The organism is Mechercharimyces mesophilus (genome assembly GCF_059818345.1).
Genome location: NZ_JCBAPH010000003.1, coordinates 248,272 through 273,288 on the forward strand (window position 1 = coordinate 248,272; position 25,017 = coordinate 273,288).

Annotated in this window: 15 protein-coding genes; 8 read left to right on the forward strand and 7 right to left on the reverse strand. The window is 43.9% G+C overall.

The window, feature by feature from the left end; genetic code table 11:
• The first annotated feature begins 15 nt into the window (after positions 1-15).
• Positions 16-1,440, forward strand: coding sequence for a Fe-S cluster assembly protein SufB (gene sufB, locus AC6RGY_RS11040; RefSeq protein ID WP_499862956.1), 1,425 nt, complete (start codon positions 16-18; stop codon positions 1,438-1,440).
• Positions 1,441-1,577: 137 nt separating this feature from the next.
• Here sufB and AC6RGY_RS11045 read toward each other — a convergent pair whose 3' ends face one another.
• The 3 genes from AC6RGY_RS11045 to AC6RGY_RS11055 all read right to left on the reverse strand — a co-directional run bounded on the left by AC6RGY_RS11045 (position 1,578) and on the right by AC6RGY_RS11055 (position 8,676).
• A complete protein-coding gene (locus AC6RGY_RS11045; protein ID WP_499862960.1) occupies positions 1,578-3,824 on the reverse strand; it encodes an immune inhibitor A domain-containing protein in 2,247 nt (748 codons plus the stop codon).
• Between the two features lie 173 nt (positions 3,825-3,997).
• Positions 3,998-6,247, reverse strand: a complete 2,250-nt coding sequence (locus tag AC6RGY_RS11050) for an immune inhibitor A domain-containing protein (protein ID WP_499862963.1) — start codon at positions 6,245-6,247, stop codon at positions 3,998-4,000.
• A gap of 173 nt (positions 6,248-6,420) precedes the next feature.
• A complete protein-coding gene (locus AC6RGY_RS11055; RefSeq protein ID WP_499862965.1) occupies positions 6,421-8,676 on the reverse strand; it encodes an immune inhibitor A domain-containing protein in 2,256 nt (751 codons plus the stop codon).
• Between the two features lie 413 nt (positions 8,677-9,089).
• Here AC6RGY_RS11055 and AC6RGY_RS11060 point away from each other — a divergent pair, with 413 nt between their 5' ends.
• Complete coding sequence (locus tag AC6RGY_RS11060) at positions 9,090-9,551, forward strand: GyrI-like domain-containing protein (protein WP_499862968.1); 462 nt, start codon at positions 9,090-9,092, stop codon at positions 9,549-9,551.
• A 77-nt stretch (positions 9,552-9,628) separates the two neighbouring features.
• On the opposite strand, the gene AC6RGY_RS11065 is transcribed toward AC6RGY_RS11060, so the two are convergent.
• Positions 9,629-10,759, reverse strand: a complete 1,131-nt coding sequence (locus tag AC6RGY_RS11065) for an N-acetyldiaminopimelate deacetylase (RefSeq protein WP_499862970.1) — start codon at positions 10,757-10,759, stop codon at positions 9,629-9,631.
• A gap of 87 nt (positions 10,760-10,846) precedes the next feature.
• The gene (dapD, locus tag AC6RGY_RS11070; RefSeq protein WP_499862972.1) at positions 10,847-11,557 is read right to left on the reverse strand and encodes a 2,3,4,5-tetrahydropyridine-2,6-dicarboxylate N-acetyltransferase; all 711 of its coding nucleotides are present in this window, start codon (positions 11,555-11,557) and stop codon (positions 10,847-10,849) included.
• A 662-nt stretch (positions 11,558-12,219) separates the two neighbouring features.
• Here dapD and AC6RGY_RS11075 point away from each other — a divergent pair.
• Positions 12,220-12,555: a deaminase domain-containing protein gene (locus AC6RGY_RS11075; RefSeq protein WP_499862974.1), complete on the forward strand. Its 336-nt coding sequence runs from the start codon at positions 12,220-12,222 to the stop codon at positions 12,553-12,555.
• A gap of 21 nt (positions 12,556-12,576) precedes the next feature.
• On the forward strand, positions 12,577-13,005 hold the full coding sequence (locus tag AC6RGY_RS11080; protein WP_499862976.1) for a hypothetical protein: 429 nt from the start codon (positions 12,577-12,579) through the stop codon (positions 13,003-13,005).
• Positions 13,006-13,078: 73 nt separating this feature from the next.
• On the opposite strand, the gene AC6RGY_RS11085 is transcribed toward AC6RGY_RS11080, so the two are convergent.
• Positions 13,079-13,552 carry a hypothetical protein gene (locus AC6RGY_RS11085; protein WP_499862978.1) on the reverse strand — a complete coding sequence of 158 codons (474 nt, stop codon included), beginning with the start codon at positions 13,550-13,552 and terminating at the stop codon, positions 13,079-13,081.
• Positions 13,553-13,825: 273 nt separating this feature from the next.
• On the opposite strand from AC6RGY_RS11085, the gene AC6RGY_RS11090 reads away from it, so the two are divergent.
• The 4 genes from AC6RGY_RS11090 to AC6RGY_RS11105 all read left to right on the forward strand — a co-directional run bounded on the left by AC6RGY_RS11090 (position 13,826) and on the right by AC6RGY_RS11105 (position 23,462).
• A complete protein-coding gene (locus AC6RGY_RS11090; RefSeq protein ID WP_499862980.1) occupies positions 13,826-22,039 on the forward strand; it encodes a DNRLRE domain-containing protein in 8,214 nt (2,737 codons plus the stop codon).
• Between the two features lie 103 nt (positions 22,040-22,142).
• Complete coding sequence (locus AC6RGY_RS11095; protein WP_499862982.1) at positions 22,143-22,646, forward strand: hypothetical protein; 504 nt, start codon at positions 22,143-22,145, stop codon at positions 22,644-22,646.
• A gap of 5 nt (positions 22,647-22,651) precedes the next feature.
• Positions 22,652-23,092 carry a hypothetical protein gene (locus AC6RGY_RS11100; protein WP_499862984.1) on the forward strand — a complete coding sequence of 147 codons (441 nt, stop codon included), beginning with the start codon at positions 22,652-22,654 and terminating at the stop codon, positions 23,090-23,092.
• A gap of 52 nt (positions 23,093-23,144) precedes the next feature.
• Positions 23,145-23,462, forward strand: coding sequence for an antibiotic biosynthesis monooxygenase family protein (locus AC6RGY_RS11105; protein WP_499862985.1), 318 nt, complete (start codon positions 23,145-23,147; stop codon positions 23,460-23,462).
• A 52-nt stretch (positions 23,463-23,514) separates the two neighbouring features.
• Here the strand turns inward: AC6RGY_RS11105 and AC6RGY_RS11110 are convergent, their stop codons facing one another.
• On the reverse strand, positions 23,515-24,834 hold the full coding sequence (locus AC6RGY_RS11110) for a DUF2254 domain-containing protein (RefSeq protein ID WP_499862987.1): 1,320 nt from the start codon (positions 24,832-24,834) through the stop codon (positions 23,515-23,517).
• Between the last annotated feature and the right edge of the window lie 183 nt (positions 24,835-25,017).

The window sequence follows — 25,017 nt, forward strand, 5'->3', positions numbered from 1 at the left end:
AGGAGGGGATTAGAGATGGCCAAGCAAATGCCCGATATTTCCGATTATCAATATGGATTTCGTGACAAAGACGTTTCCGTCTATCGTTCGAAGCGTGGCTTAAATCGTCAAATCGTCGAAGAGATCTCACGTATGAAAGATGAGCCACAATGGATGTTGGACATTCGGCTCAAAGCATTGGAGCAGTTTTATAAGATGCCGATGCCAAGCTCTGAAAACAGTAAGTGGTTCTCTCTCTTGCCAGGGGACCTAAGTGAACTTGACTTTGATAACATCACTTACTACGTGAAACCATCAGAGAGACAAGGGAAGACATGGGATGAAGTACCAGAAGAGATTAAGTACACCTTTGATCGCCTGGGAATTCCAGAAGCTGAGCAAAAATTCTTGGCAGGTGTATCCGCGCAGTATGAGTCGGAAGTGGTTTACCACAATATGCAAAAAGAGTTGGAAGATCAAGGTGTGATCTTCTGCGATACCGATACTGCTGTGAAAGAGTATCCTGAACTCGTCAAAGAGTACTTTGGTAAAGTGATTCCTGCAACAGACAATAAGTTTGCCGCACTGAATACGGCAGTATGGAGTGGCGGTAGCTTTATCTATGTACCGAAAGGCGTGAAGTGTGAAGTTCCACTGCAAGCCTACTTCCGCATTAACTCTGAAAACATGGGACAATTTGAGCGGACTTTGATCATTGCAGATGAAGAGAGCTTTGTGCACTACGTAGAGGGCTGTACGGCTCCGATCTACAGCACTGATTCCTTGCACAGCGCGGTTGTCGAGATTATTGTAAAAGATCATGCTCGCACACGTTATACAACGATCCAAAACTGGGCACCCAATATCTACAACCTCGTGACGAAGCGGGCAGTAGCAGAAAAAGGGGCGCACATGGAGTGGGTGGATGGAAACATCGGCAGTAAGCTGACGATGAAATATCCAGCCGTCGTCATGAAAGGTGAGGGAGCGAAGGCGGATGTGCTCTCGATCGCTGTTGCTGGTAAAGGTCAGCATCAAGACGCAGGTGCGAAAGTAACCGCTCTTGCCCCTAACTGTACTTCCACCATTGTTTCCAAGTCGATCAGTAAACATGGCGGGAAAGTAACGTATCGCGGACTTTCTAGCTTTGGTCCCAAGTCGCAGGGCTCCAAGTCCAAAGTAGAGTGCGATACCTTGATCCTTGACGATCAATCTACTTCCGATACGATTCCGTATAACGAAATCAAGAACGAAGATATTACCTTGGAACACGAAGCAACGGTGAGTAAGGTGAGTGAAGAACAGCTCTTCTACCTGATGAGCCGTGGCTTAAACGAAGAAGAAGCAACACAGATGATCGTAATGGGCTTTATCGAACCATTTACGAAAGAGTTGCCGATGGAATATGCGGTTGAGATGAACCGTCTGATTAAATTGGAGATGGAAGGCTCAATCGGTTAGGTTATATTGTTAGAGAAAGGATGGCTCTTATAGGGCTGTCCTTTTTCGTTATCTAAGCACTTTCCAAGATCATCAGATGTAAATAGTAAAAGCCCCGCTCAAGGAGCGGGGCTTTTAGAACACATGGAGTCGCTCGTTTATTGATTGCGCGAAACCTTAATCATAGCTGACTGATTATAGTCTCCCAATACTTCGATCTTCAGGCCGAAGCGTGGTAGGATTTTCCCTACATCTTCAGCACCTGGAAGGGTGTAATCACGGTAGTCGTAGAAAGTAGAGACACCTTTTAGCCCATCATAGTGCATATCTCCAAGTGTGCGGAAGTCATCAATATGGATTCCGCCTGTCTTTTCTTTTCCAAAGGCAGCATCGATCATTTGATAACGTTCGCTACCTGGTGTACTGGTATCTTCGTTCCAGTAATGAACGCGTTGATGTGCGTCAACGGCTCCGATAAAGCCTTCACCAGGATGCTCATTGGTACGATTGTCTTCGCCGTATCGTCCGTCATAGTACCAGACAAGTAGGCCTGGATCATAGGCGATGAGGTTGTCGCCACGGCGAATTTCGCCAAGACCCTGATCCATTCCATTGTGTGTGCGGTACTCGACAAGGTAGTAGTTTGGATAAGGAATGCCACTACCATCAAACTTTTCAAATCCGTCCAATTCAAATGCTGTTTTATCATCTGCGTTGTCTTCTAGTAGCGTTTCGCCATCGGCAGAAAGAATGATGTTGTCCACATAGAATGCTTCAAGTGCCAATCCCACGTCGGTCACGTAGTTGAATTGAACTTGAATCTGTTTTCCAGCAAAAGCGGATAGATCGATTTCTTCCGTGGTCCATTCGCCATTGGTGGTATCATCGTAGGCTTTCAACTGGGTATTTTCGCCAGTTTCTTGATCAATCACGTTGATATAGAGGTAGTCGTATCCTTGCTCGATTTCACGCCAACTGTCGAAAGTGAGTGTTGCCTCCGTCTTATTCGTTAGATTCATTACGGGTGAGGTCATGCTGGTACTCAGGCTATTTCCTTTGGTGGAGAAGTAGGATTCTCCTTCCTTCGGTTGTGTGGGTGGATCTTGTAATACATCGGGTAAGTTGATTTTCACCATTTTGTTGTCAGACTTGGTGGAAGAGGATTGACGTAGCCAGTAATACTTGCTGTTAAAGATCCCGCTTCCGAGGTCTTCTAAATCGACCTCCATTGGATCAACCCAATTGCCACCAAAAGTGACTTGCATAAAGAGACGAGACCATGCGTCAAATCCAGTTGGACGTGCACCGGCTGTTTCTCCTGCCCAACCACCAGAGGCCATGAGTGACCAGTAGGCGACAGGAGAACCTAGACCTTGTCCGCTGGTATTGTATAGGTCAGGCAAGCCCAGGTTATGCCCATATTCGTGAGCAAATACACCAGGGGCACCGTCTTCCGGTTGAATCATGTAATCGAATGCAAGCAGGGAAGTACCCGGGATTTCAGTTGGTTGGCTGAGCGTCCACCGGTGTGACCAAATAGCATCTTCCCCTAATTCACCACCGCCTGCTTCTTCGCCCACACCAGAGTGAACGATCATCAGGTTATCTAAAAGGCCGTCTGCTTCCATTACTTCCCCGTCTCCATCAATATCGTAAGGGTCACGTTGGTCGTATTTCTCTTCGTTTCCTTCAATCTTTTGTCCAACGGATTGAAGGGTTTCCTCTACGAGCGCACGTGGGTTTTGGTCCCCGAATTGATTGTTTCCACCATAATAAGCCGCATCGTTAGCCGCTTGGGTCCATGCCGTTGCTTCCCCATCGATATCCCATGTTCCGCCAGACTGTTCTTGATAGAACTGATTGACGGAGGTCATATTAATCCCTTCGGGAGTGGTGTAACCCTCTTTAGAAAATAGCATGCTTTCAAAGTGTTCCGGTGTAAAGTCTTCCGTATACATATACCCTTCTTCTTCTTTGAGGGTATTGTGTGTATAGTCTGGGAACTCAATCAATGCGAGCAGGATATTATCGGTATGACTCGCTTGCTCATCTTTTCCCCAATCGATGAGGTTGTTCTCGATGCGTTCCTTTGCTTGATCTTGTACTCTCTTTAATCCGTCGGCTGCTTTCTGTCCTTCTTCTGTCGAAGTATCGATTCCATGTGGGATTTTTCGCTCGCCCACATAATCTTCTATAGCCTTTTCAATCTCTTTTTGTGAGGAATCTTGGTTTATGAGTCCTTGTTTTTCAAGTGCGTCACTTAGCCGTTCTTCGTTAACAATGGACCAGTCAACTTGTGCATGGGCTTTTCCATCAGCTTTTGACTCAGCGGATACCGATGGAGCACCGACGGCGGTCGTCAGAACGAGTGCAGAAGAGAGTAGTGCTGTTAAAGTTTTCTTCAAAACATTTCTCATCCTTTCTCTAGTTAGAAGGTGGTAATCATATTTTCTCCACTCTATCAATTCAACAAGAAAATAAAATTTCCTCTAAAATTATCCGATATATTAGATTAATAGGTTTAATTGAAAGAATGCCCTGCTATCAATAGCAGGGCATTTATTTACCAATGTTGTTGTTATTGTTCTCTAGAGACTTTGATCATTGCGGATTCCGCGAAGTCATCTAGTACCTGAATTTTTAATCCATGACGTGGAAGGATCTTGCCCACTTCTTCTGCTCCAGGTAGAGTATAGTCTCGATAGTCATAGAAAGAAGAGACACCTTCTAAACCTTCATAGTGCATATCCCCGAAGATAAGATAGTCGTCAATTTTCAATCCGGATGTTTTCTCTTTTCCAAAAGCAGCATCTATCAACTGAGTTCGATCTCCACCAGGGCTTTGCGTATCCCCATTCCAGTAATGAACACGTTGATGGGCATCGACAACGCCGATAAAACCTTCCCCGGGGTGTTCGTTTGTACGATTGTCTGGGTAATAGGAGTTTGCATAACGGCCGTCATAGTACCAGACCAATAGCCCAGGATCATAAGTCAGGAGGTTCTCACCGAAGCGGATTTCACCAAGACCTTGGTCCATCCCGCTATGTGTGCGGTATTCCGTGAGATAATAGCTCGGGTACGTTATAACTTTGCTATCAAACGCTTTTGCTCCGTAAATACCAAATGCCACTTTGTCATCCGCATTGTCTTCGACAAGAACTTCCCCATCGGCGGATATCTTTATATTATCGATATAGAACTCCTCGTAAGAATTGATATCTATTCTGATCGATTTACCCGTAAAGCGAGACAAGTCGATTTCTTCGGTTACCCACTTCCCGTTTGTCGAGTCCCGATAGCCTTTGACATCAAATGACTCAAAAGTCTCCTCATCTAGCACGTGGATCGTGAGGTAATCTAGTTTTGTGTCAATCCCACGGAAGTTGTCAAAGGTTAATTGAGCACTCTTTTTCCCTCTGAGGTCAATACTAGGGGATGAGAAGAGAGAATAGAAGTTATCCTCTTGGGTGGCAACGTAAGAGCTTCCTTCCTTTGGTTCGGTGGCGAGTTCTTCTTTGTAATCAGGCAGATTGATTTTTACCAACTTGCTGTTTGCTTCTTTATCAGAGGCTTGGCGTAACCAATAGTATCGGCTATCAGACATTTGACTACCAAGATCCTCGAGATCAACTTCAAGAGATTCTACCCAATTTCCCCCAAAGGTGGTTTGCAAAAAGAGGCGAGACCAGGCATCAAAGCCGGTTGGCCTTGCACCCAAGGTATCACCAGCCCAGCTACCGGATGACATCAAAGACCAATAAGCGACAGGAGAACCGAGCCCTAGTCCACTGGTATTATATAAGTCAGGTAGACCAAGGTTGTGTCCGTATTCATGAGCAAAGACACCAGGAGCTCCGTCCTCTGGTTGAATCATATAATCATAGGCAAGGAGAGAGGATCCGGGAATTTGTGTCGGTTCACTTAATGTCCAGCGATGGGACCAGATCGCATCGTCTCCCAGTTCGCCACCACCTGCTTCCTCGCCTACGCCAGAGTGAATAACCATTAAGTTATCTAAGAGACCATCTGGCTCCATGACGTTGCCGTCACCGTCAAAATCATAGGGGTCACGTTGATCATATTTCTCTTCATTTTCTCCGATGGTGCTACCTACTTCTGAGAGAGTTTCTTTTACTAGTCTTCGCGGATCTACATCTTGACGATGTAAGTTCATCCCATAGTTTGACGCATTGCTTTCGGCCTGAATCCATTTTGTCGCTTCTCCTGTGATGGACCAGCTTCCGCCAGACTGCTCTTGATAGAATTGATTGACACTTGTCATGGCCAGGCCTTCAGAAGTGGAGTAGTCGCTGTTAGAGAACATCATTTCTTCATAGTGCTCCGGAGTAAAATCGTTGGTATACATACTCCATGGCTCTTCTTTTAGCGTGTTGTGTGGATAGTCAGGAAACTCGATCAAGGCTAGAATGATATTGTCTGTATGAGGCTTGTCCTCTTTCTTTTTTTTCTTTTTATCTGATTGGAGGACATCCTGATTAACTTTTTTTTCTGCATTTTCTTGCACTTTCTTCAGACCCGCTGCCGCTTTTTGTCCGGATTCAGAAGAAGTATCAATTCCATGGGGAATCTCACGTTCTCCAACGTATTCTTCGATGGCCTTTTGCACTTCTTCTTGCGAAGCATTGGCATCAATCTGTCCTGATTCTTCGAGGACGCGTGTTAACCGTTCTTGATTAACCGTGCCCCAGTCAATGGTTGTGTGAGAGTTTTTGCTGTCTTTGGGTTCTGCGGATACAGTGGGGATAGCGATAGTAGAGGTTAAAACAAGTGCTGATGAAAGTAAAGAGATCATGGTTTTCTTCATCAGAGTCATCCTTTCTTTGATATTTGTTTTTTAATACTCAAAAATTACTGTAGATAACACTTCGGTATAAGTAAGCCATTTCCTTCATGAGTAGTAAAAAATATTTAAATATAAATCGAGTTAAATAAAAAGAAGCCCTGCTCGTATGAGCAGGGCTTCTAAAATGGAGATCATTATTTTTGTTTGGATACCTTGATCATAGCGGATTTATTGAAGTCTGCAAGAACTTCAATCTTTAATCCTAGACGAGGTAAGATTTTACCTGCATCTTCGGCACCTGGAAGGGTGTAATCACGATAGTCATAGAAAGAAGAAACACCTTTTAGACCGTCGTATTTCATACTACCTAAGGTGGCGAAATCATTGATCTCGATACCATTGGTTTTTTCTTTGCCGAATGCAGCATCAACCATTTGGTAACGGGAATCAGCAGGGGTACTGGTATCGTCGTTCCAGTAATGGACACGCTGATGGGCATCGACTACACCGAGGAAGCCTTCACCTGGATGTTCAGCGGTACGGTTATCTTCACCGTAACGTCCATCATAGTACCAAACCAATAGACCTGGGTCATAGCTGATGAGTTCATCACCACGACGGATTTCTCCTAACCCTTGGTCCATGCCATTATGGGTACGGTACTCAACGAGATAGTAGTTTGGATAAGGAATGCCACTACCGTCGAACTTCTCAAAACCTTCTAGTTCGAAAGCGGTCTTGTCATCCGCATTGTCTTCGATGAGGGTTTCTCCGTCAGCAGAAATGACAATGTTATCGACATAGAATGCATCGAGAGCCAATCCACCATCGGTAACATAGTTGAATTGAACTTGAACTTCTTTGCCAGCAAAGGCGGACAGATCGAGTTCTTCAGTGGTCCATTTACCTTCAGTGGTATCATCGTAAGCTTTTACTTGTGTTGCCTCACCTGTTGCTTGGTCAATCACATTGATGTAGAGGTAGTCGTAACCAGCTTCGATGTCACGCCAGCTGTCAAAGCTGAGTTTCACTTCGGTTTTACCCGTTAGGTCGATAACAGGAGAAGTCAACTTGGTGTTGAGGTTGTCTCCTTTGGTAGAGAAGTAAGATTCGCCTTCCTTTGGTTGGGCTGGCGGATCTTGCAAGAGATCGGGTAGATTAATCTTCACCATCTTATTGCTAGACTTGGTAGAAGAAGCTTCGCGTAGCCAGTAGTATTTGCTGTTGAAGATACCACTGCCTAGATCTTCTGCATCGATCTCGATAGGATCGACCCAGTTACCGCCAAAGGTTACTTGCATATAGAGGCGGGACCATGCATCCATACCGGTCGGACGTGCACCTGCAACGTCACCTGTCCAGCTACCACCAGACATCAGGGACCAGTAACCAACAGGAGAACCAAGACCTGCATAAGAGGTATCATACAAATCTGGAAGACCAAGGTTATGTGCGTATTCATGTGCGAATACCCCAGAGGCTCCGTCTTCTGGTTGAATCATGTAATCAAATGCTCTGAGAGAAGTACCTGGGATTTCGGTTGGTTGGCTAAGCGACCAACGATGAGACCAGATAGCGTCATCTCCGAGATCTCCACCACCGGCTTCTTCACCCATACCGGAGTGAACGATCATCAAGTTATCCAAGAGACCATCAGCTTCCATGATTTCTCCGTCTCCGTCAATGTCGTACGGATCGCGCTGATCAAATTTCTCTTCGTTACCTTGAATTTGTTTTCCTACTGTTTCAAGGGTTTCGATGACGAGTTCACGAGGCGCACTATCATTATCTTGTGCGTTGTTACCACCGTAGTAAGCTGCTTCGTTCTCAGCTTGGATCCAATCGGTGGCTTCTCCATCGATGGCCCAAGTTCCACCGGATTGCTTTTGGTAGAATTGGTTAACCGAAGTTAGTTCGATGCCACCAGGAGTGGTGTAACCATCCTTTTTGAACATCATCTTTTCGAAGTGTTCAGGTGTAGCATCTTTGATGTACATCGAACCTTCTTCTTCCTTCAACTGGTTGTGAGCATAGTCTGGGAATTCAATTAATCCCAAGACGATATTGTCTGTGTAGACATCTTTTTGCTCTTTCTTACCCCAATCGAAGAGACCGCTGTTGATCAGTTCTTCCGCACGTTCTTGGACTTTCTTAAGTCCGTCGGCCGCTTGCTGTCCTTCTTTGCTGGAGGTGTCAATACCATGTGGAATTTCGCGGTCACCCACATACTTCTCAATGGCTTTCTCTACCTCAGCTGGAGTAGCGCCTTCCTTGAGGAGGCCTTTCTCTTCAAGCGCACTAGCCAATCGCTCTTCATTGACAATTGACCAGTCAACGTGAGACTTGTTTTTTCCTTCGTTCAGTTTCGATTCAGCAGAAACTGACGGAGCGCCCACGGCTGTTGTCAGCACGAGAGCAGAAGAAAGTAAAGCTGTTAGGGTCTTCTTCAAACTACCTTCATCCTTTCTATTAAGAAAAATAGAGGGATATAATTTCAGGGAGGAACGAGATTTCATCCCGATTTAAAATCCCACTATACTAATTCTACATGAATAAATGATATTCCTCTATAAATATGAGATTTAATATAAAAAAGTTTCCATGAATTTAATAGATTAATATCCAATAAATATGTATTAATTCAGCGAAAAGAGCAATTATTATACCAATAAAGATGATAGATTCAATTATAAGATAATATTGTTAATTAGATAGATGGGATTAAATGTTAGATGAAGCGCCCTGTAAAAATGAGAAGCTTGAAGAAGGAAACAATAGATTACTAGTAGAATAAGTTAAGGCAAAAGGGGAATGTATGTTTGTTTCGCTTTCAGAGATAGCGTGATCTAAAGGGGGCATTATTATGGAAGGAAACGTGATTGCACGTGATGGATTTATGATCATAGGGTTTGCTTGGACAGGTCCCTACTCGAGAACAGATGACATAAAAGGAATGTGGGTAGAATTGGCCAAACGTGAAGGGGAAATCGATTTTCGTTTGAATCGAGAAGAATTCATTTGCCCCTTTCAAGATCGCAAAACCGATTTCACCTACTATGTGGGAGTAGAAGTTGAGGATGTGGTGAGGGTGCCAGAGGGGATGGTTTCCCTACAAGTTCCTCCGCAGAAATATGCAGCTTTTACTCATAGAGGAGCGCTAAAGGAGATGGCATCTTCTTATCGTGCGGCATGGGAATGGTTGGAGAGCAATGGATTACAGAAAGACCCGGCGGTGCTTGGTTTCGAAGTTTATCACACCATGTATACGCCGGAGATGGATGAGGAAAAAGACAGCCAAACCGTCGATCTGTATATCCCCATTTAGGATCGATTTCCACTTGAGAGAGGCATCCCTTCATTAGAACTACTATGCTTAAAGATCATAATGAAGGGATGCCCCTATTAATCTGATACCCACTCTATATAATTGGTCATCAACTGGATAGCCACGCTGATCGCTTCCTCGTTAGGCTCAATCTTGGGATGATGGAGACCGAAGGGAGTATCTACTCCTAGCCAGAACATCATTCCTGGAATGGAGCGTAGGAAATAGCCAAAGTCTTCTCCTGTCATCGCAGGTGCACATTGAACCACTTCTACCGGTTGAGTTGAGCGTGCCCAATCCATAAACGAATGAGTGAGACGTTCATTATTGTACACTTGACAGTAGTTGGAACCCCAGTCGATCGTAGCTTCACATTGATAGGTAACTTCAATACCGTGGACCATTTCCTGTACCCTTTCTTTGATCATCTGCATGGAGTCCATCGTTAGGGAACGAATGGTTCCTTCTAAGCGTGCAGTTCCCGCGATGATGTTTTGCTTGGTACCAGCTTCCATTTTCCCAATAGTAAGAACAGCGGCCTCTTGGGGATTAAGGTTTCGGGAGAGGATGGTTTGTAGTTGAATCGCTAGTTGTGAACAAGCAATAACCATGTCGTTGGCTTCGTGAGGACGAGCAGCGTGTCCACTTGTCCCTTTGAGACCAATGAAAAGTTCAGAGGTGTTGGCGAAGAAAGTCCCCGGGCAGGTAGCGATGGTGCCCACTGGATATTCAGGTGCAACATGGAGCGCATAAATCTCATCAGGTCTCCATTCTTGGAATTCTTCGCTTTCGAGCATGGGGAGCGCGCCACCAGGTCCTTCTTCTGCCGGCTGAAAGATGAGCAGGAGGTTTTCCTTCATGGGTGTATGGACGAAATGCGTTAATACACCGAGTCCGATGGTCATATGTAGATCGTGACCGCAGGCATGCATGTAACCAGTGTGTTGAGAAGGAAAGTGATAGTCGGTTTCTTCTTCTATTGGGAGTCCGTCCATATCAGCACGATAGCCGATGCATTTAGTGGGTTGAGTTCCTTGGACGTAAGCGAGGATGCCCGTGCGCCATGTTTTTACTTGGAGTCGTTCTTGTGGAAGAGAATTAATATAATCTAATAAGTAGGCTTGCGTTTTGAACTCTTTAAACCCACCTTCAGGAATTTGATGCAAGTCGCGCCGAATGGGAATGAAGCGTTCATAAGAGCTGGACATTGGATTCTACCTCCTCTTCTCGTTATTTTATAGAGAAAATCAGGACCTGTATCGTTGGACAGGTCCTGATTTTTTGGGTCACGACAATTAAAGCTGACGTAGTTCTTGTTTGATCTCTGTCTTGGAGCGAGTTTGTTCATCGATCTCCTTAATAACCCGAGCAGGAGTGCCCGCTACCACGGTGTTAGAAGGGACATCATTCGTCACAATCGCACCAGCAGCTACGACGGCGCCTTTTCCAACGCGGACACCTTCCAGGATGACCGCATTGGCTCCAATGACGACATCATCTTCGATGATGACAGGCGTTGCCGATGGCGGTTCAATGACTCCCGCAATCACACTGCCCGCACCGATATGGCAATTGTCCCCGATGGTACCACGTCCTCCGATGACGACATTCATATCGACCATGGTGCCTGCGCCGATGACTGCACCGATGTTGATGGAGGCGCCCATCATGATAACGGCTCCTTTACCGATCGTTACCTGTTCACGGATGATCGCACCTGGCTCAATACGGGCCTCAATATCTTTCATATCTAAGAGGGGGATGGCGGAGTTTCTCCGATCCTGCTCCAGCACGTAGTCCTCGATCCGATCCTTGTATTGAGAGAGCATGGGCTGGATTTCTTTCCAGTCTCCAAATAGTACACCCACATTACCGCTGATAAAGGATTGTATATTACTTCCGAAATCTACCCCATCCAAGTCTCCTTTAAGGTGTACTTTTACCGGGGTCTTTTTCTCGCTGTTTTGGATGAACGAGATGATTTGATTCGCATCCATCATGTCCATGTTAGCCCGTCCCTTCTATGTATAAATTACGTTTCTCAAGTGAGTATATCACATGGGGTGGATGGAAGGGAATTGAGTCTCTTTTCTGGGACTAAAGTCGGATTCCGCAGTGGTTTGCCGATGTTCACTTATTTACAGTGGCAGGCTGTTGTTGCGCATTATCATTGGGTGCGCGTACCACGTTGATGGATCGCTTAGACCAGAAAAAAAGACTTCGAACAAAGGGAAAAGGCGGCGCTCAGGATGGCAAGAGGTACGTTCCGGTCTTTCCGTTCTCTATTAGAAAAAAACCCTATTGCTCATGATGATAAGTTCAGTGGTGGCTATTGTTGTTAATACTGGCGAGTGGCACTCCTACATCTGATAAAGAAGAATTTTCCATAAGGGATTTCTGTACATGGAGTCATCATTGGAGTGGTCGGAGCAGTCTCATTGATTCCTTCTCTGCTCTTAGGACGATGAAAGGTATACCGGACGGAAGTGGGGTTCTATCTAGGGATTTTGGTGTGGGGGTATACTCATCCATTGAATATCGTACCAATGTGGGTACGAACAACTTAACTATGAATTTTTATCACCAGTATACTAGGAGGAGATGGATTGTACCCATTCAGTATGCTATCTTATGATAGAAATGATATGAATAGAAGGAGTGAAGACTCGTGTCGGAAGGACAAGTCCCATTAAAACCAGCGCACTTACGCCATTTTCAAACACTTAAAGTAGATGGGCAAGGAAATGTGAATACCGAGGAAGGATATGATCGAGCCGTTGAGCCCATCCCCAAATTACTAGAGCAGGTGGCTGATCAAGTGGGGGAAGATGACACGGTGAACGGGACGTTGAAAATTCGCGTCAAATTTCCGCCGTCCATCAGTTGTCAATGGGTGATCTGTCAATTTCATCAGAAGTATCCCCATCTATCTTTACAAGTGATGGATGTAGAAGGAGAGAAAATGATCCTCTCTCTTACAGGGGACCCGACCCCATCTAAGTAGATTAAGAAAGGAGTATGGTGAATGGGTTGGATTAATTTAAAGGATGAACGACTAGGGCTTTATGAGATTTGCTTCCCAAGTGAGTATACGGAAGCCATTGTGCAAGAGATCAGTGATGCATTAGGGATCACTTACGATAAGGAGCGATTGCTACAGAAGCTGAATAATGAAGGCGAATTGGGCGTCGAGAGCTTATATATTGAGGAAGATGAGCAAAAACGGGCGATGGTGCTTCTAGACTGCTGTAATACGGATTGGCTATATACCCTTTGTATTCTGTATGATGAAAGGCTCCATCCACCTGTATATAAACAGCTAACGGAGTGGGATCTCTTATGTCGCAAGGAGTATCAACAGCCAAGGCCAAAGGGATATCAGTTATCGAACAAACGGACGGAGGAGAATCCTCTCTTAAAGCAGGTATTTCGTAAACATCAGGTGGGAGCATGATGTGCTGAAGGAATCAATAATAAAAGGATAGTGAAGGGGGAGAGAATCCATAAGAGATCTCTCCTCTTCTTAATTACTCGATGTCTATTTTCGTCCATTGACTGATACCAAGTTTTTGTAAATGTCCTCCATTTTTCGCGTCAGAAAATGAAACCTCAGGGAAGTTTTCTTTGAGGGGGATTTCTCCTTGGAAGATCCACTGATCTCCGCGTTTTTCCATCTTGACTCCATAAAGAATAGGGCCTGAGGTCATATCTGGAGAGAAATAAATATATACCTCTTTGCGGTTTTTTTGTTCTGCTTTTTTAGAGCCTACCCAGACTTCACCGGTTTCCTGTAAAAAAGGAGTAATAGATTGAATTCCCTCCGCTGTTTTATTTCGTCCAGTTAATTGTGATAGTTTATCGAGATTTCGCTTGTTTTCTGTAAACATTTCAATGGTATACTCCAGTGCTTTGTTTTCTGATTCATGAAGCGTTTCAGGTGCTCCACATCCAGCAATAAGAAGCAGTAGAGATAACCCGACTAGAATAAGGACCTTCTTCATAAAAATTCTCATCTCCAAATAACTATTGATTTAACAAAGTTTATCCTTTGAATATGAAAAAATATTACCATGAAAATAGGAAAAACACTATTGCAAAGTGGATAAAATTAAGTATTATATATAGGGGCTATTTACTCTGAGAAACTTTTCGTTTAAAGAGAGATTAAGGATGCCCATAGTCGATCAACTGAATAGGGGGAGAATCGGTCGATGCCATCAGTTTGAGCATTTTTTTGAAAAGAGAGAAAAATAAAAGTTAGTGGGGGATGGGCTTTGCGAATTTTGTATCAACGTAAGTATAAACCGTTGCGCCAGGGAGTATCTATCTTACTTATGTTTGCACTGTTGATTACTCTATGGCCTATGCAAGAGAATCAAGTTCTTGCGACAAGTGATGAACCGATCGTACAAGAGGTTTCACAAAAGAAAGAATTGATTAAAGAGAGGACAGAAGATTCGAAGGTTATTGATAACGGAGATGGTACTTTTACCAAAGAAGTTTATTTCGAACCGATTCATACGAAAGAAGGGTCGGAATGGGAAGAAATATCTACTGAGTTGGTAAAAAAAGATGGAATGGTGAAACCGCAGAATACTTCCATTGATGTGGTCTTTCAGTCAGAAACGCACAATGGGGAGTATGCAACGGTAACTTCCGGGGTTCATGACCTTACCTACTCGTTTATCGGAGCTGAAGGTGAGAAGCCGCAACCTGTAGAAGAAGAAGCCATTCCTGAAGAGGAAACTGCCTCTGAGAAAGAGACCGTCTTAGAAGAGGAATCATCTTCTGAGAAGCCTGTAGACAGTAAAGATCAACCACAAGCGGCGGCGCCACAAAAACCTGCTTCCGAACAAGAAGGGGATAATAATACAGAAAGCATCGCTTCAGAATCTGAACAGAGTGTCGCCGAGAAAAAAGAAGATGCAGGAGAGGATGTTAAAGCTAGCTACGACGAGAATGAGATTACATACAAAGATGTACTTCCTCATGTTCAACTGCGTAACAAAGTATTTAACACCAAAGTAAAAGAAGACATCATCCTAGATAAGTATACCGGCTACGATACCTTTCACTTTGCAGTAGATACAGATCTTCAAGTGAAGAAGAATGAAGATGGCAGGGTAACTTTTGAAGATGAAGAAGGGAAAGTTTTCTTTACGCTCAATAAGCCTTATATGGTGGACTCCAACATTGATCCGAAATCGGATGAACCGGCTCAATCGGATCAAGTGGAGTATATCGTAACTGAGAAGGACGGGAAAACGACCATTTCGGTTAAAGCAGACAAGGAATGGCTACGTGATCCGGAACGGATTTATCCAGTCTACATCGATCCATCAACAAGCAAATCAACAGCTGGTGATACTTATGTATCGAGCAAGTATACAACAGCTAATTATGGATCGAGCGATCAATTGAAAGTTGGCTATTACGATGGTACGACGGGACGAAATTACTCCTATCTAAAGCAAGATGTAAGTGGCCTTAAAGGAATGGTGATTCAATCTGCTACACTGAATGTCCATGTGTATCACAGTTATTTTAATGCTCCTACGAAAACGGGCTTATGGTTGGATGAAGTGACAGGTAATTGGAGCGAATCCAGCCTCACATGGAAAAAGCAACAGGACCAAAAGATAAAATCGAAAAATATCGGGATGAAAAACGTTGCACGTGGGGATCATGTTTCGTTTAATGTAACGCAAACCGTGCAATCATGGGTAAGCGGTAAAAAAGATAACCATGGTTTTAAGTTTCATACCAATGGAAACGATCAAGAGTATTGGAAGAAAATAACTTCTTCTGAAGGATCGAAAAATAAACCATACCTATCCATCACTTATAGTTCTCCACAACCGGGAAAACCGACTGGTTTAGCTTATTCCAATTGGCAGGGAAGCGGAAGTGGATTTATTGATATAAAATGGCAACCAGTAGAATATGCTTCTGGATACTACCTTTGGATTTTTAATGGGAAGGAATATCAAAAGATTGATGTAGGAAAAGCGACTCACTTTTCTACCAATAAGAAAAAGATTTGGCCGACGGAAGAAGAGATTGAGGCAGGACGCTATCAACTTCATGTCGATTCTTCCGGTAAATTGGATGGGAAGGGTGCGGAGCTACCGAAGGACCCTACCCCAACCTACCAGAATTCAGGTTCCAAATACAGCGAGTACTATTATTTCCGTGTTAGTGCTAAGACACCTGCAGGCGAGTCGGAGCGTTCAGACTACCTAAAACTGAAGGTTCCCGATCGAGTGGCTGACTTTGGAACGGAAGAGTTTTGGGCATTTGGCGAGGTTCCTGGTGGAGATATCAACGCCGTGACGGGAAATATGATCATTACGGAAATGGATCTAGAACTTCCCGGCCGTGAGCCAGATATGGAAATCATCCGTACCTTTAATAGCCAATCTGATAAGGTAGGCTCATTTGGACAAGGTTGGAGCTTTAATTATGAGATGTCCGTAGAGGAAGACACAAAGCAGAACGTTCTTCTTTATGATATGGACGGGGGACGCCACTATTTCCAAAAGAAACAAGATGGTTCTTATGCGCGTCCACTCGGTGTTCATCTCGCGCTGAAGGGTTCGAAAGAAAAAGGATGGACACTGACAGATAAAGACCAGACCGTCTATACCTTTAATACAAATGGGAAGTTGACCTTGATCGAGGATGCGAATAAAAATCAACTGACACTCACCTACAATGATAAAGGTCAACTCGTAAAGTTAATGGATCCGAGTGATCGATCCTTTGCCCTTACCTACACGGGTGATCAAATAACAAAAGTGACTGGGCCAGAGGAGCGAGCCTGGACTTATAAGTATAATGACGATCACAACCTGATCGCTGTTACTGATGAAACAGGTTCAACGACCAAATATGGGTATTTCTCTAATGGAACCATGGGGATCATTGTCGATCCGGATGGAGGAGAAACCTGGTATACGTATGATATCTTTAAAAAATTAATTGAAGTAATTGATCCGGAAGAAGCTTATACGGATATTGTCTACGATGCGGAAAATAGCACAACCACGGTGTATGACGCCAACACCAACACAACAGAGTACCACTATAATGAGGCAGGAAACTTGATCAAAGAGGTAGAAGACCCCGAGGGACTTAATCTCACCACGACTTACACTTATGATCGAAATAACCTGACCACAGTATGTGACCCTGAGGCTAATCTGAATGGGTGTGTGGAGCCGACCGAATCGTATCGCTATGACGAAAATGGAAACATGATTCGAGCAGAAGATGCAACAGGAAGTGAATCGTTTAAATACGATGAAGACAACAACCTCGTTGAATATAAAGATGCAGACGGAGATGCCTTCCAATATATTTTTGACGAAAAAGGGAACGAAGTTGCTGAGATTGACCCAGACCGTGTCACCGAAGCACAAGTACTCGATGAAAACGGAAATATTACAGAAGCGACAGATGAAATGGGGATATCAGAGAATCTTATTCTCAATCCTGGGCTAGAACGTGTGGATTTATCCGAACCGGATAATTGGGTAACCATGACTAGCCGCGATGAAGGTACGGTTGTTGTCGATAGCAAGGAGCAAAAGAAAGGCGAATACGCCCTCAAATTGTCTCCACGTTCGACATCGGCTAGCTTTGGCTATGTTTCATCGGCGCAAGAAGTCGCCATTGTTCCTAAAAAAACATATACCCTTTCTGCCCTTTTGAAAACAGAGGACTTAAAAGGAGCAAATGCTTTCTTGAATGTTGTTCAATTGGATGAAAAAGGGGAAGACATTGCGGGAGCGTGGCAAGATACTCGCGGGAGCGAAATCAGCGGAACAACGGATTGGACAAAACACCAGCTGACGATTACCGCGCATGATAACGCACAAAAAGTTCGGATCTACTTGGAAGTGGACCATCGAAGTGAACATACCTCCGGGGCGGCTTGGTTTGACGAGGTTAAGTTCCAACAGAAAGGGATCGGTGCGAGTGTTCCCTTAAATTGGACGCCTACAGTCTACCAAGACGGTGGCTCGATTGATCTAGATAATGAAGTGAAGTATAAAGAAAATTCTTCTGTCCGAGTTGAATCCGCCGCCCGCACGGATGAGTTTGGACTAATTGCAGGAGAGCAAGAACTGGATGTACAGCCAGATAGCATCTACACGCTTTCAGCGATGGTAAAAACGAAAGAGCTGAAAGAAGCGAATGCCTTCCTCAATGTTGTTCAACTAGATGCAAAAGGAAAAGAGATATCGGGCAGTTGGCTGGATACACGTCTGGACCCGGCTCAAGGAACCACCGACTGGACGAAAAAGCAAATAACCATTCCTACACGATCCGACGCGAAGAAGGTGAAAGTTTTTCTCGAAGTGGATCACCGAAGCGCCAAGGGTGCTGGAACAGCATGGTTTAGTGATGTTCAATTGATCCATGAACCGACCCTTCTAAAAAACAGTGGGTTTGAAGACGGGATCATTCCTTCTAGTTGGACACCGAAGACCTATCATGATGATGGATTCGCGCAAGTAGACTCAACGATTACGTATAGTGGAGACCATTCGCTAAAGGTAGTATCGAAATCCACTTCCGAGAAGCTTGGATATGCAGCTGGCACACAGGAGTTATACGTGGCCCCCAATACTACTTATACGCTTAGTGCTATGGTGAAAACAAGTAATCTACAAGCTGCCAATGCCTTTTTAAATGTAAAGCAACTTACCTCTTCCGGGAAAACGGCAAACGGAGGTTGGAGTGATAACCGCTATAGCGAACTGAGTGGCACGCAAGAGTGGACGCGGAGGCAATTTACTTTTGAAACAGGGTCCGATACCGCAAAGGTCTTACTTTATTTAGAGGTGGATCACACAGATCAAGCTGGTTTTGGGACGGCTTGGTTTGACGAGATTCAACTGGAGGAAGGCGATTTCTCCACCGATTACAATCCAATTGAAAACAGCAGTTTCGAAGAAGGATTGAGTTATTGGCAACGATCGTCTGCGGGAGAGGGAATGATTGATCAGAAGGTCTCCTTCGATGGTAGTCAATCGATGAAAATGGAACGTCAATCGACTTCGGATGATAGCATCCATTACGTGCAGGCTATTTCTCTCAATCAGGAAAAAGCGTCTCCGATTACGGTGACAGGGTTGAGTCGTGCAATTGGAGTAGAAAACAAAGTAGAAAACAAAGCTAACAAAGACTACGCTATTTATGTGAAGGCGATTCATAATGAGGGATACGATACTTATGAAGCCGAGTTTCAGCTAGGGACGCATGAATGGCAGAGGGCGGCTGTTACCATTGATCCGGACAAGCCCTTAATGGGATTGCGTGTCTACGTAATTTTCCGTGGAAATAACACGGGTACGGTCTGGTTTGATAACATCCGTGTTAAAGAAGGAAGCGCCATTGAGAAGTATACGTATGATGAGACGGGTAACTACATTACCCAAGTAACCGATCCGACAGGTGAGACCGAATCCATCCAATATGATGCCTACGGAAATGAAACGGCGATTACCGATGCAAGAGGTTTGAAGACCGAGTATACTTACGACGAGTCCAACCAGTTAAAAACCATCACCCTTCCCGATGACAAGCTAAAAGTGGAATATATCCATGATGAGCATGGCAATGTAGTCGAGAAGAAAGTGATGAGTGGCGATGGGCAGACGGTTATTAATAACGTAACGTATACTTATGAGAATGATCTCATGGTGTCATCGACGGACGAACTAGGGAATACAACCAACTATCAATATGATGGAGAAGGCGATGTCACCTCGATTACCCACCCCAATGGAAAAACGGTTACCCATGAGGCGGGAGACGAGGGTACCAGCATCGATGTCGCTTATGATGGACAAGCCCGCTACCGGATTCACTATGATGAGAACGGCAATGAGGTTAAAATTGAAGATTTGTTAGTGGAGTCCTCAAAAGCTCATACCTTTGACGATAGTGATCGATTAACCCAGATGACACAAGGCCAAGGAAGCACGAACTGGGTTTATAACGACAATGATGAATTGACACAAGTCAAATGGGCGCATGGAGACAAAGAAGCGACGATTGACTATGTTTACAATGAATCGGAGCAGAACACGGAAGTAAAAGATCAGAATGGCAATGTGTATCGTTTTGACTACGATGAGACAGGCAGTGTTCGCACAGCTATCTATGCAAATGGCGTGGGTCTTTCCGCCGATTATGATGACAATAACAACGTCACTGAAGTGGCAATTGGAAAAAGTGATGGAACTTCCATTGCCCAGTATGAGTATGGGTACGATGCCAATGGCAACACCACTCGCATTCAGGAGTTTACTGCGGGTCTAGATCTAAGCTACACGTATGATGCCTTGGATCAACTAACTTCTGAAGTGGACCCTGTTACGGGACACACAATGAGCTATACGTATGATCCCGTGGGCAATCGAACGGAGAAAGTTGTTTCTGACAAGGACGGACAAGTGGTTGATCGCATCACTTACAGCCACAATCGAGGGAACCAACTGACTCAAGTAAATGGTGTCGACTATAAATACGATGAAAATGGCAATCGGACGGAAGATGGTCAATATCTCTATCAATGGGATGCAGGAAATCGCCTGATTGAGGTGAAAGAGAAAGAGACCGACAAAGTGGTTGCCACTTATGATTACGATGAAGACGGTCGTCGGATTCGCTCCACCGTTAACGGAGAAGTAACCCATTACCATTATGACGGTGCCGGGATTGAAGTGCTGTATGAGACGGATGGGAATGATAAAGTAACCCGTTCCTACACCTATAATGAAGCAGGACAAATCCTTAGTATGACCAAACGTGACGGCGAAACGTTCTATTACCATGTTAATGCACATGGAGATGTCATCGCCGTGACCAATCAGGAGGAGCAGGTTGTCGCCTCCTACACCTACGATGCATGGGGCAATATCTTGACACAGTGGGGTACGATGGCGAGCGAAAACCCGTATCGCTATGCGGGCTATCGTTACGATGAAGAAACGAATCTCTACTATTTGATGGCACGTTATTACCAGCCAGAAGAAGGTGTCTTTCTCTCAGTAGATCCTGATCCAGGTGATGAGGACGATCCGCAATCGCAAAATGTTTATCTCTATGCGCACAACAACCCGATTAAATATACGGACCCAGATGGGCATTGGCTCAACGTTGTCATTGGTGTCGCTTCCGGTGCCTACAAAGGGTATAAGACCTATAAAAAGACAGGTAGCTTGAAGAAAGCCGCCTGGGCAGGTACAAAGCAAGCCGTCATGGATGCAATTCCGATCGGTCGAGTGTTTAAAGCGGGTAAGTACCTATATAAAGCGGGCAAAAAGGGTTACAAGTACGCAAAGAAGTATAAGAAGCGAGTAAAGAAAAAGCCATCGAAGAAAAAGACGAAGAAGTACAGCTCTACCAAGAAGGTGAAGAAGAGTAGCCAACGACGCTACAGCTCAGGGAAGAAGTACAAATCGAAGACACGATCCAGTGTAAAAAGAAAGTACTCGTACAAGCGAAGTAAGTACTCCGGCAAGCGTACGAAGTACTCTAGTAAATATTCCTCCTCACGTGGAAGCCGCAAGGTGAAGAAGGGGTATAAGAGCTCTTATAATAAGCAGACGATGCATCGGAAAGCGCCACGAGTGAATTATAAGAAGCAGGAAGAAGCACGGAAGAAACGAATTCAGAGAATTCTTGAGTGCCAATTGCAGATGAACTCTGTCCTCAAAGCAGACCTTGCCCCAAATAGGACAGGAAAACGTGATGATTGTGATGAACCACTAGAAGGAAGTGACCAAAAGAAAGAAGACGATTGGAAAGAGTGGGATCTAGAAGATCTTGTTTCCTTAGATGAAGAAACAGATGGGGTACGGATTCGGAATCTTTCTCGCGCTTACTCTGAAGGAAAAGATTATGAGAAATTCAACACACTGACGGAGGATGTGTTGCATACAAGGGCGAGTATGGAGGGTAAGAAAAAAAGGGAGCAAGGCAATATTGCTTTCCTCGAAGCAGAATTGAATCGTCAAATTCCTAATAAACTAAAAGCACATTCGAAAATTAATAACGATGAAGCTTCTAGTAATATGAAGGATTGGGAAAGATTTTACGAGAATGATGATGCTCTTTTTGCAACTAAAAAGTGTGAGAGAAGTACAGGACATTGTTCAGGAAATGGGATAGAAAGACATAAAGATTCGGAAGTTAGACTTCTAGAGCGTGTAGCTCGTGAACTAGGAATGAAGAAAGGAAAAAAGGATACAAGCGTACAAGGGAAAATTCGTATTTTTACAGAAAGAGAACCTTGTGATAGCTGTGACCTTGTAATGAAGCAGTTCAAGTGGCACTATCCCAATGTTAATTTTGAAATATATTCAAATCAAATTCATCGGAGAGAAAAGAATGGCAGTAAAGACTGGAGAGAGTGGACTCGACTTAAAGAAGTTCAGAAACTCTGGGATAATAAGTATAAAAAAAAGAAGTGACTAAAATGATTGGCACCGATAGTCGATGTTATTACATCTTCTATCGGTGCTTAGTCTAATATAATGGATAAAAATAGTATATGATCTAATCTGGAGTGGTAAAATGGATTATTTTCAATATAGTATTCAGCTTGAAGACGCAGAGACTGAACTAAGTGTTGCGGCATTATGTAGATTATTAGGTTTAAAGTTTGATATAAAAAAACTAAAGGAAATTCAATTTTCTTCATCAGGAATGAATCCAACATTTTATATCTGTAAAAGCTCTCAAGATAAAAATGTTTTTATTGTCGTTGCTTGTTATGATCTTTATACAGCTATCTCTGTACGTTGTCATAAAGAGGTTCATATGGAAGTGCGCAGTTTAATTGAATCCATGAATAGAGGGCTTCATTCCGTACAGTGCAAGGTGGATCAACATTATATACCGGCTAATGAACTAGGTTCAGGAAGAGACTGTATAGAAAGTTACCTTCGTGAGGGATTGATTTGCTCTAGTGAACTATATGGTTCGGATTCTGTAAACGTGGAGATTTATTCAAAAAATAATAATGAGGAACTAACGAAAGCAGATCTGATTAATTTAAAAGAAATAAGAGGAGAGTGAGGGGGATGTTTAATCAGTATGAGATGATTGTTCCATATGAAGAGATAGCAATTGTTGTAGCTGACTTTTCACACCTACTAAATTTAAAAATTAATGTAGAAGAGTTGAAGGCAGCTTGGTCTGCTGGAAATGGGTCTGATAAAAGTATTTATGGATTATGCTCTGACGAACATCGATCTTTTATGGTAGTTAACTGTGAAATTATTCGAGACATCGGCTTATGGCTCATTGTTCGATGTGAAGATGAATTAAAGAAAGAAGTAAAATCTCGGATGGAGTTTTGGGCTCCAATTTTGGAGGAGGTACAGGGTGAAGAATATCCAGAGAATCATAAATTTGAAAACGTCATCGATCAAAAAGACACCGCCCTGCAGCGTATCCTAAAAAAGCACAACACCGATCTCGAGAGCATCCTCATCAAAACAGAACCTTATCTCGAGCGGTAACACCCACTGATGCCTAATCTAAAATCGAACTACATGAGAGGAGTACCAAACCATGTCTCACTCTACCTCACCTTCCTATTATGCCGTTATCTTTTCCTCTACCCGCACCGCAGAGGGTCAAGGCTACGATACCATGGCAACGAAAATGGTGGAACTGGCTTCCTCCCAGCCTGGTTTTATTGACGTTGAGAGTGTGCGTGATGCTACTGGGAAAGGAATCACGATCTCCTATTGGGAAAGTGAAGAGGCGATACAGAAGTGGAAGGAACATGCGGCTCATCTGGTCGCACAAGAAAAAGGAAAATCTACTTGGTACGAGGATTATCATGTGCAGGTTTGTCGAGTGGAACGAGAGTATGGAAAGAGGTAGAGATCATCGTTACTCATAATAGCTAATAGGGAACAAGCCCTCATGTCTGTAGTCATGAGGGCTTGTGCGTTAATTGGACGGATTGGTTACAGGCGGAAGCCAGTTTTTGAACGTGTGCATTGTAGCGTCTGAAGTCCAGTGCATCGAGGTGTTCGCTATCGACAGACTTCATAATGTATCGACCGAATTGCCAAACATCCTTCTTGATCGCTCTATCATGGGTAACCGCAACACGATATAAGGCATCCAGGACACCATTCATTACGGAGATATCGTGACTTGCATAGATGCGAATTTGATAAAAACTTTTGTATAGGTAGTCTTCAAATTTTTTCGGCTCCATGATGAAACGTAATTGTTGGTCATTGTCGGAATAGTAACGGATGGGTTGGTAGACGGAAGCCAGCTCAGCCAGTAGAGAGCCGATACGATTGATGCAATTGACGGCCGTATGAGGATCATTGATGCTTGGCGAGATCGCTTTTACTGCGACTTCTACTAACTTCTGAATGGAAAATTCGATATCTTGAATGTCACTTCGCTCATTTCCTACCATAATGAACGAGGTACACTCCTCTGGTTTGACTTCACGCTTGTTCTTTGACCAATAGAAGAAGATAGGCATATCTTTTTGAATGTAATCGCCAATATGAAAATTAGCTTGAAGTAATAAATCATTTCGACTCGCCCAGTCTATTAGTGAATCAATACGCACTCCCTGGAGATAACCAGATTCATCAGCTAGTATCCGGTTCTTTTTCCTTTTTTGGTACATCCGAATTTCTTGTTGATTCCATTGGGTAGCTTGATGGTACTCCTTCTCATCAAATGTCTTTTCGATAACGGCAGATGTACTTTGTCGGATCTGACTGATCAAATTATTTACCTGAACAAATCGTGCAGAGTGGTGGATAAAGATGATGAAGAAAGCCAGACAGACGATGGAGACGATAACGGTGATGGTTGGGCTAAGGAGTCCATTCTGATCTCCTCCCAACAAGAAAAGATTGATTAAGGCAAAAATAAAGCCAAAAGAGTAAACACCTAACACATGTTGCGTCACCCGACTTCTCATGAAATCTTGCAAAGTACGAGGGGAAAACTGAGTGGTGTAGGTTGTTAGTACGACCATAATGGTGGAAAAGCTGATGGTGGTCATCGTGAGAATGGATGTAATGAGTGAGCCATATAAGGTTTGCGCAACGCTTTTTTCTGTTAAAAAGAAGGACGGTAGAAAGTCTTCTAGCTTTGGCACGATCCAGAAGTCAATCGAACTGGCAAGAAGTACCGCTATGATGGAGCAAACACCGTATAAGGCGGGGAGAAACCAGAAGCTATCCCGCATGTTCATCCATATTTTTGTTCGATTCAATTGTAAGCCCCCTTTGATAGGTCGCAGTTAGTGTATGCTTAATCTTCTTTTTCGTGTTTATCTTACTTTCATTCCCTGAGGTTGGCGAATGAAAACGTTACAGATGATTCATGAGGAAGGCATGAGCCACTAGACAGCTTGAGAGTGTTAGGCTCTCTTGGTGGATGGGTGGCGGCATCACTT

Coding starts and splice junctions, on each gene's coding strand:
- AC6RGY_RS11080 (WP_499862976.1), top strand. CDS start 12,577: ATGGGTTGGATTAATTTAAAGGATGAACGACTAGGGCTTTATGAGATT.
- AC6RGY_RS11095 (WP_499862982.1), top strand. CDS start 22,143: ATGGATTATTTTCAATATAGTATTCAGCTTGAAGACGCAGAGACTGAA.
- AC6RGY_RS11065 (WP_499862970.1), bottom strand. CDS start 10,759: ATGTCCAGCTCTTATGAACGCTTCATTCCCATTCGGCGCGACTTGCAT.
- sufB (WP_499862956.1), top strand. CDS start 16: ATGGCCAAGCAAATGCCCGATATTTCCGATTATCAATATGGATTTCGT.
- dapD (WP_499862972.1), bottom strand. CDS start 11,557: ATGGACATGATGGATGCGAATCAAATCATCTCGTTCATCCAAAACAGC.
- AC6RGY_RS11050 (WP_499862963.1), bottom strand. CDS start 6,247: ATGAAGAAAACCATGATCTCTTTACTTTCATCAGCACTTGTTTTAACC.
- AC6RGY_RS11085 (WP_499862978.1), bottom strand. CDS start 13,552: ATGAAGAAGGTCCTTATTCTAGTCGGGTTATCTCTACTGCTTCTTATT.
- AC6RGY_RS11100 (WP_499862984.1), top strand. CDS start 22,652: ATGTTTAATCAGTATGAGATGATTGTTCCATATGAAGAGATAGCAATT.
- AC6RGY_RS11105 (WP_499862985.1), top strand. CDS start 23,145: ATGTCTCACTCTACCTCACCTTCCTATTATGCCGTTATCTTTTCCTCT.
- AC6RGY_RS11060 (WP_499862968.1), top strand. CDS start 9,090: ATGGAAGGAAACGTGATTGCACGTGATGGATTTATGATCATAGGGTTT.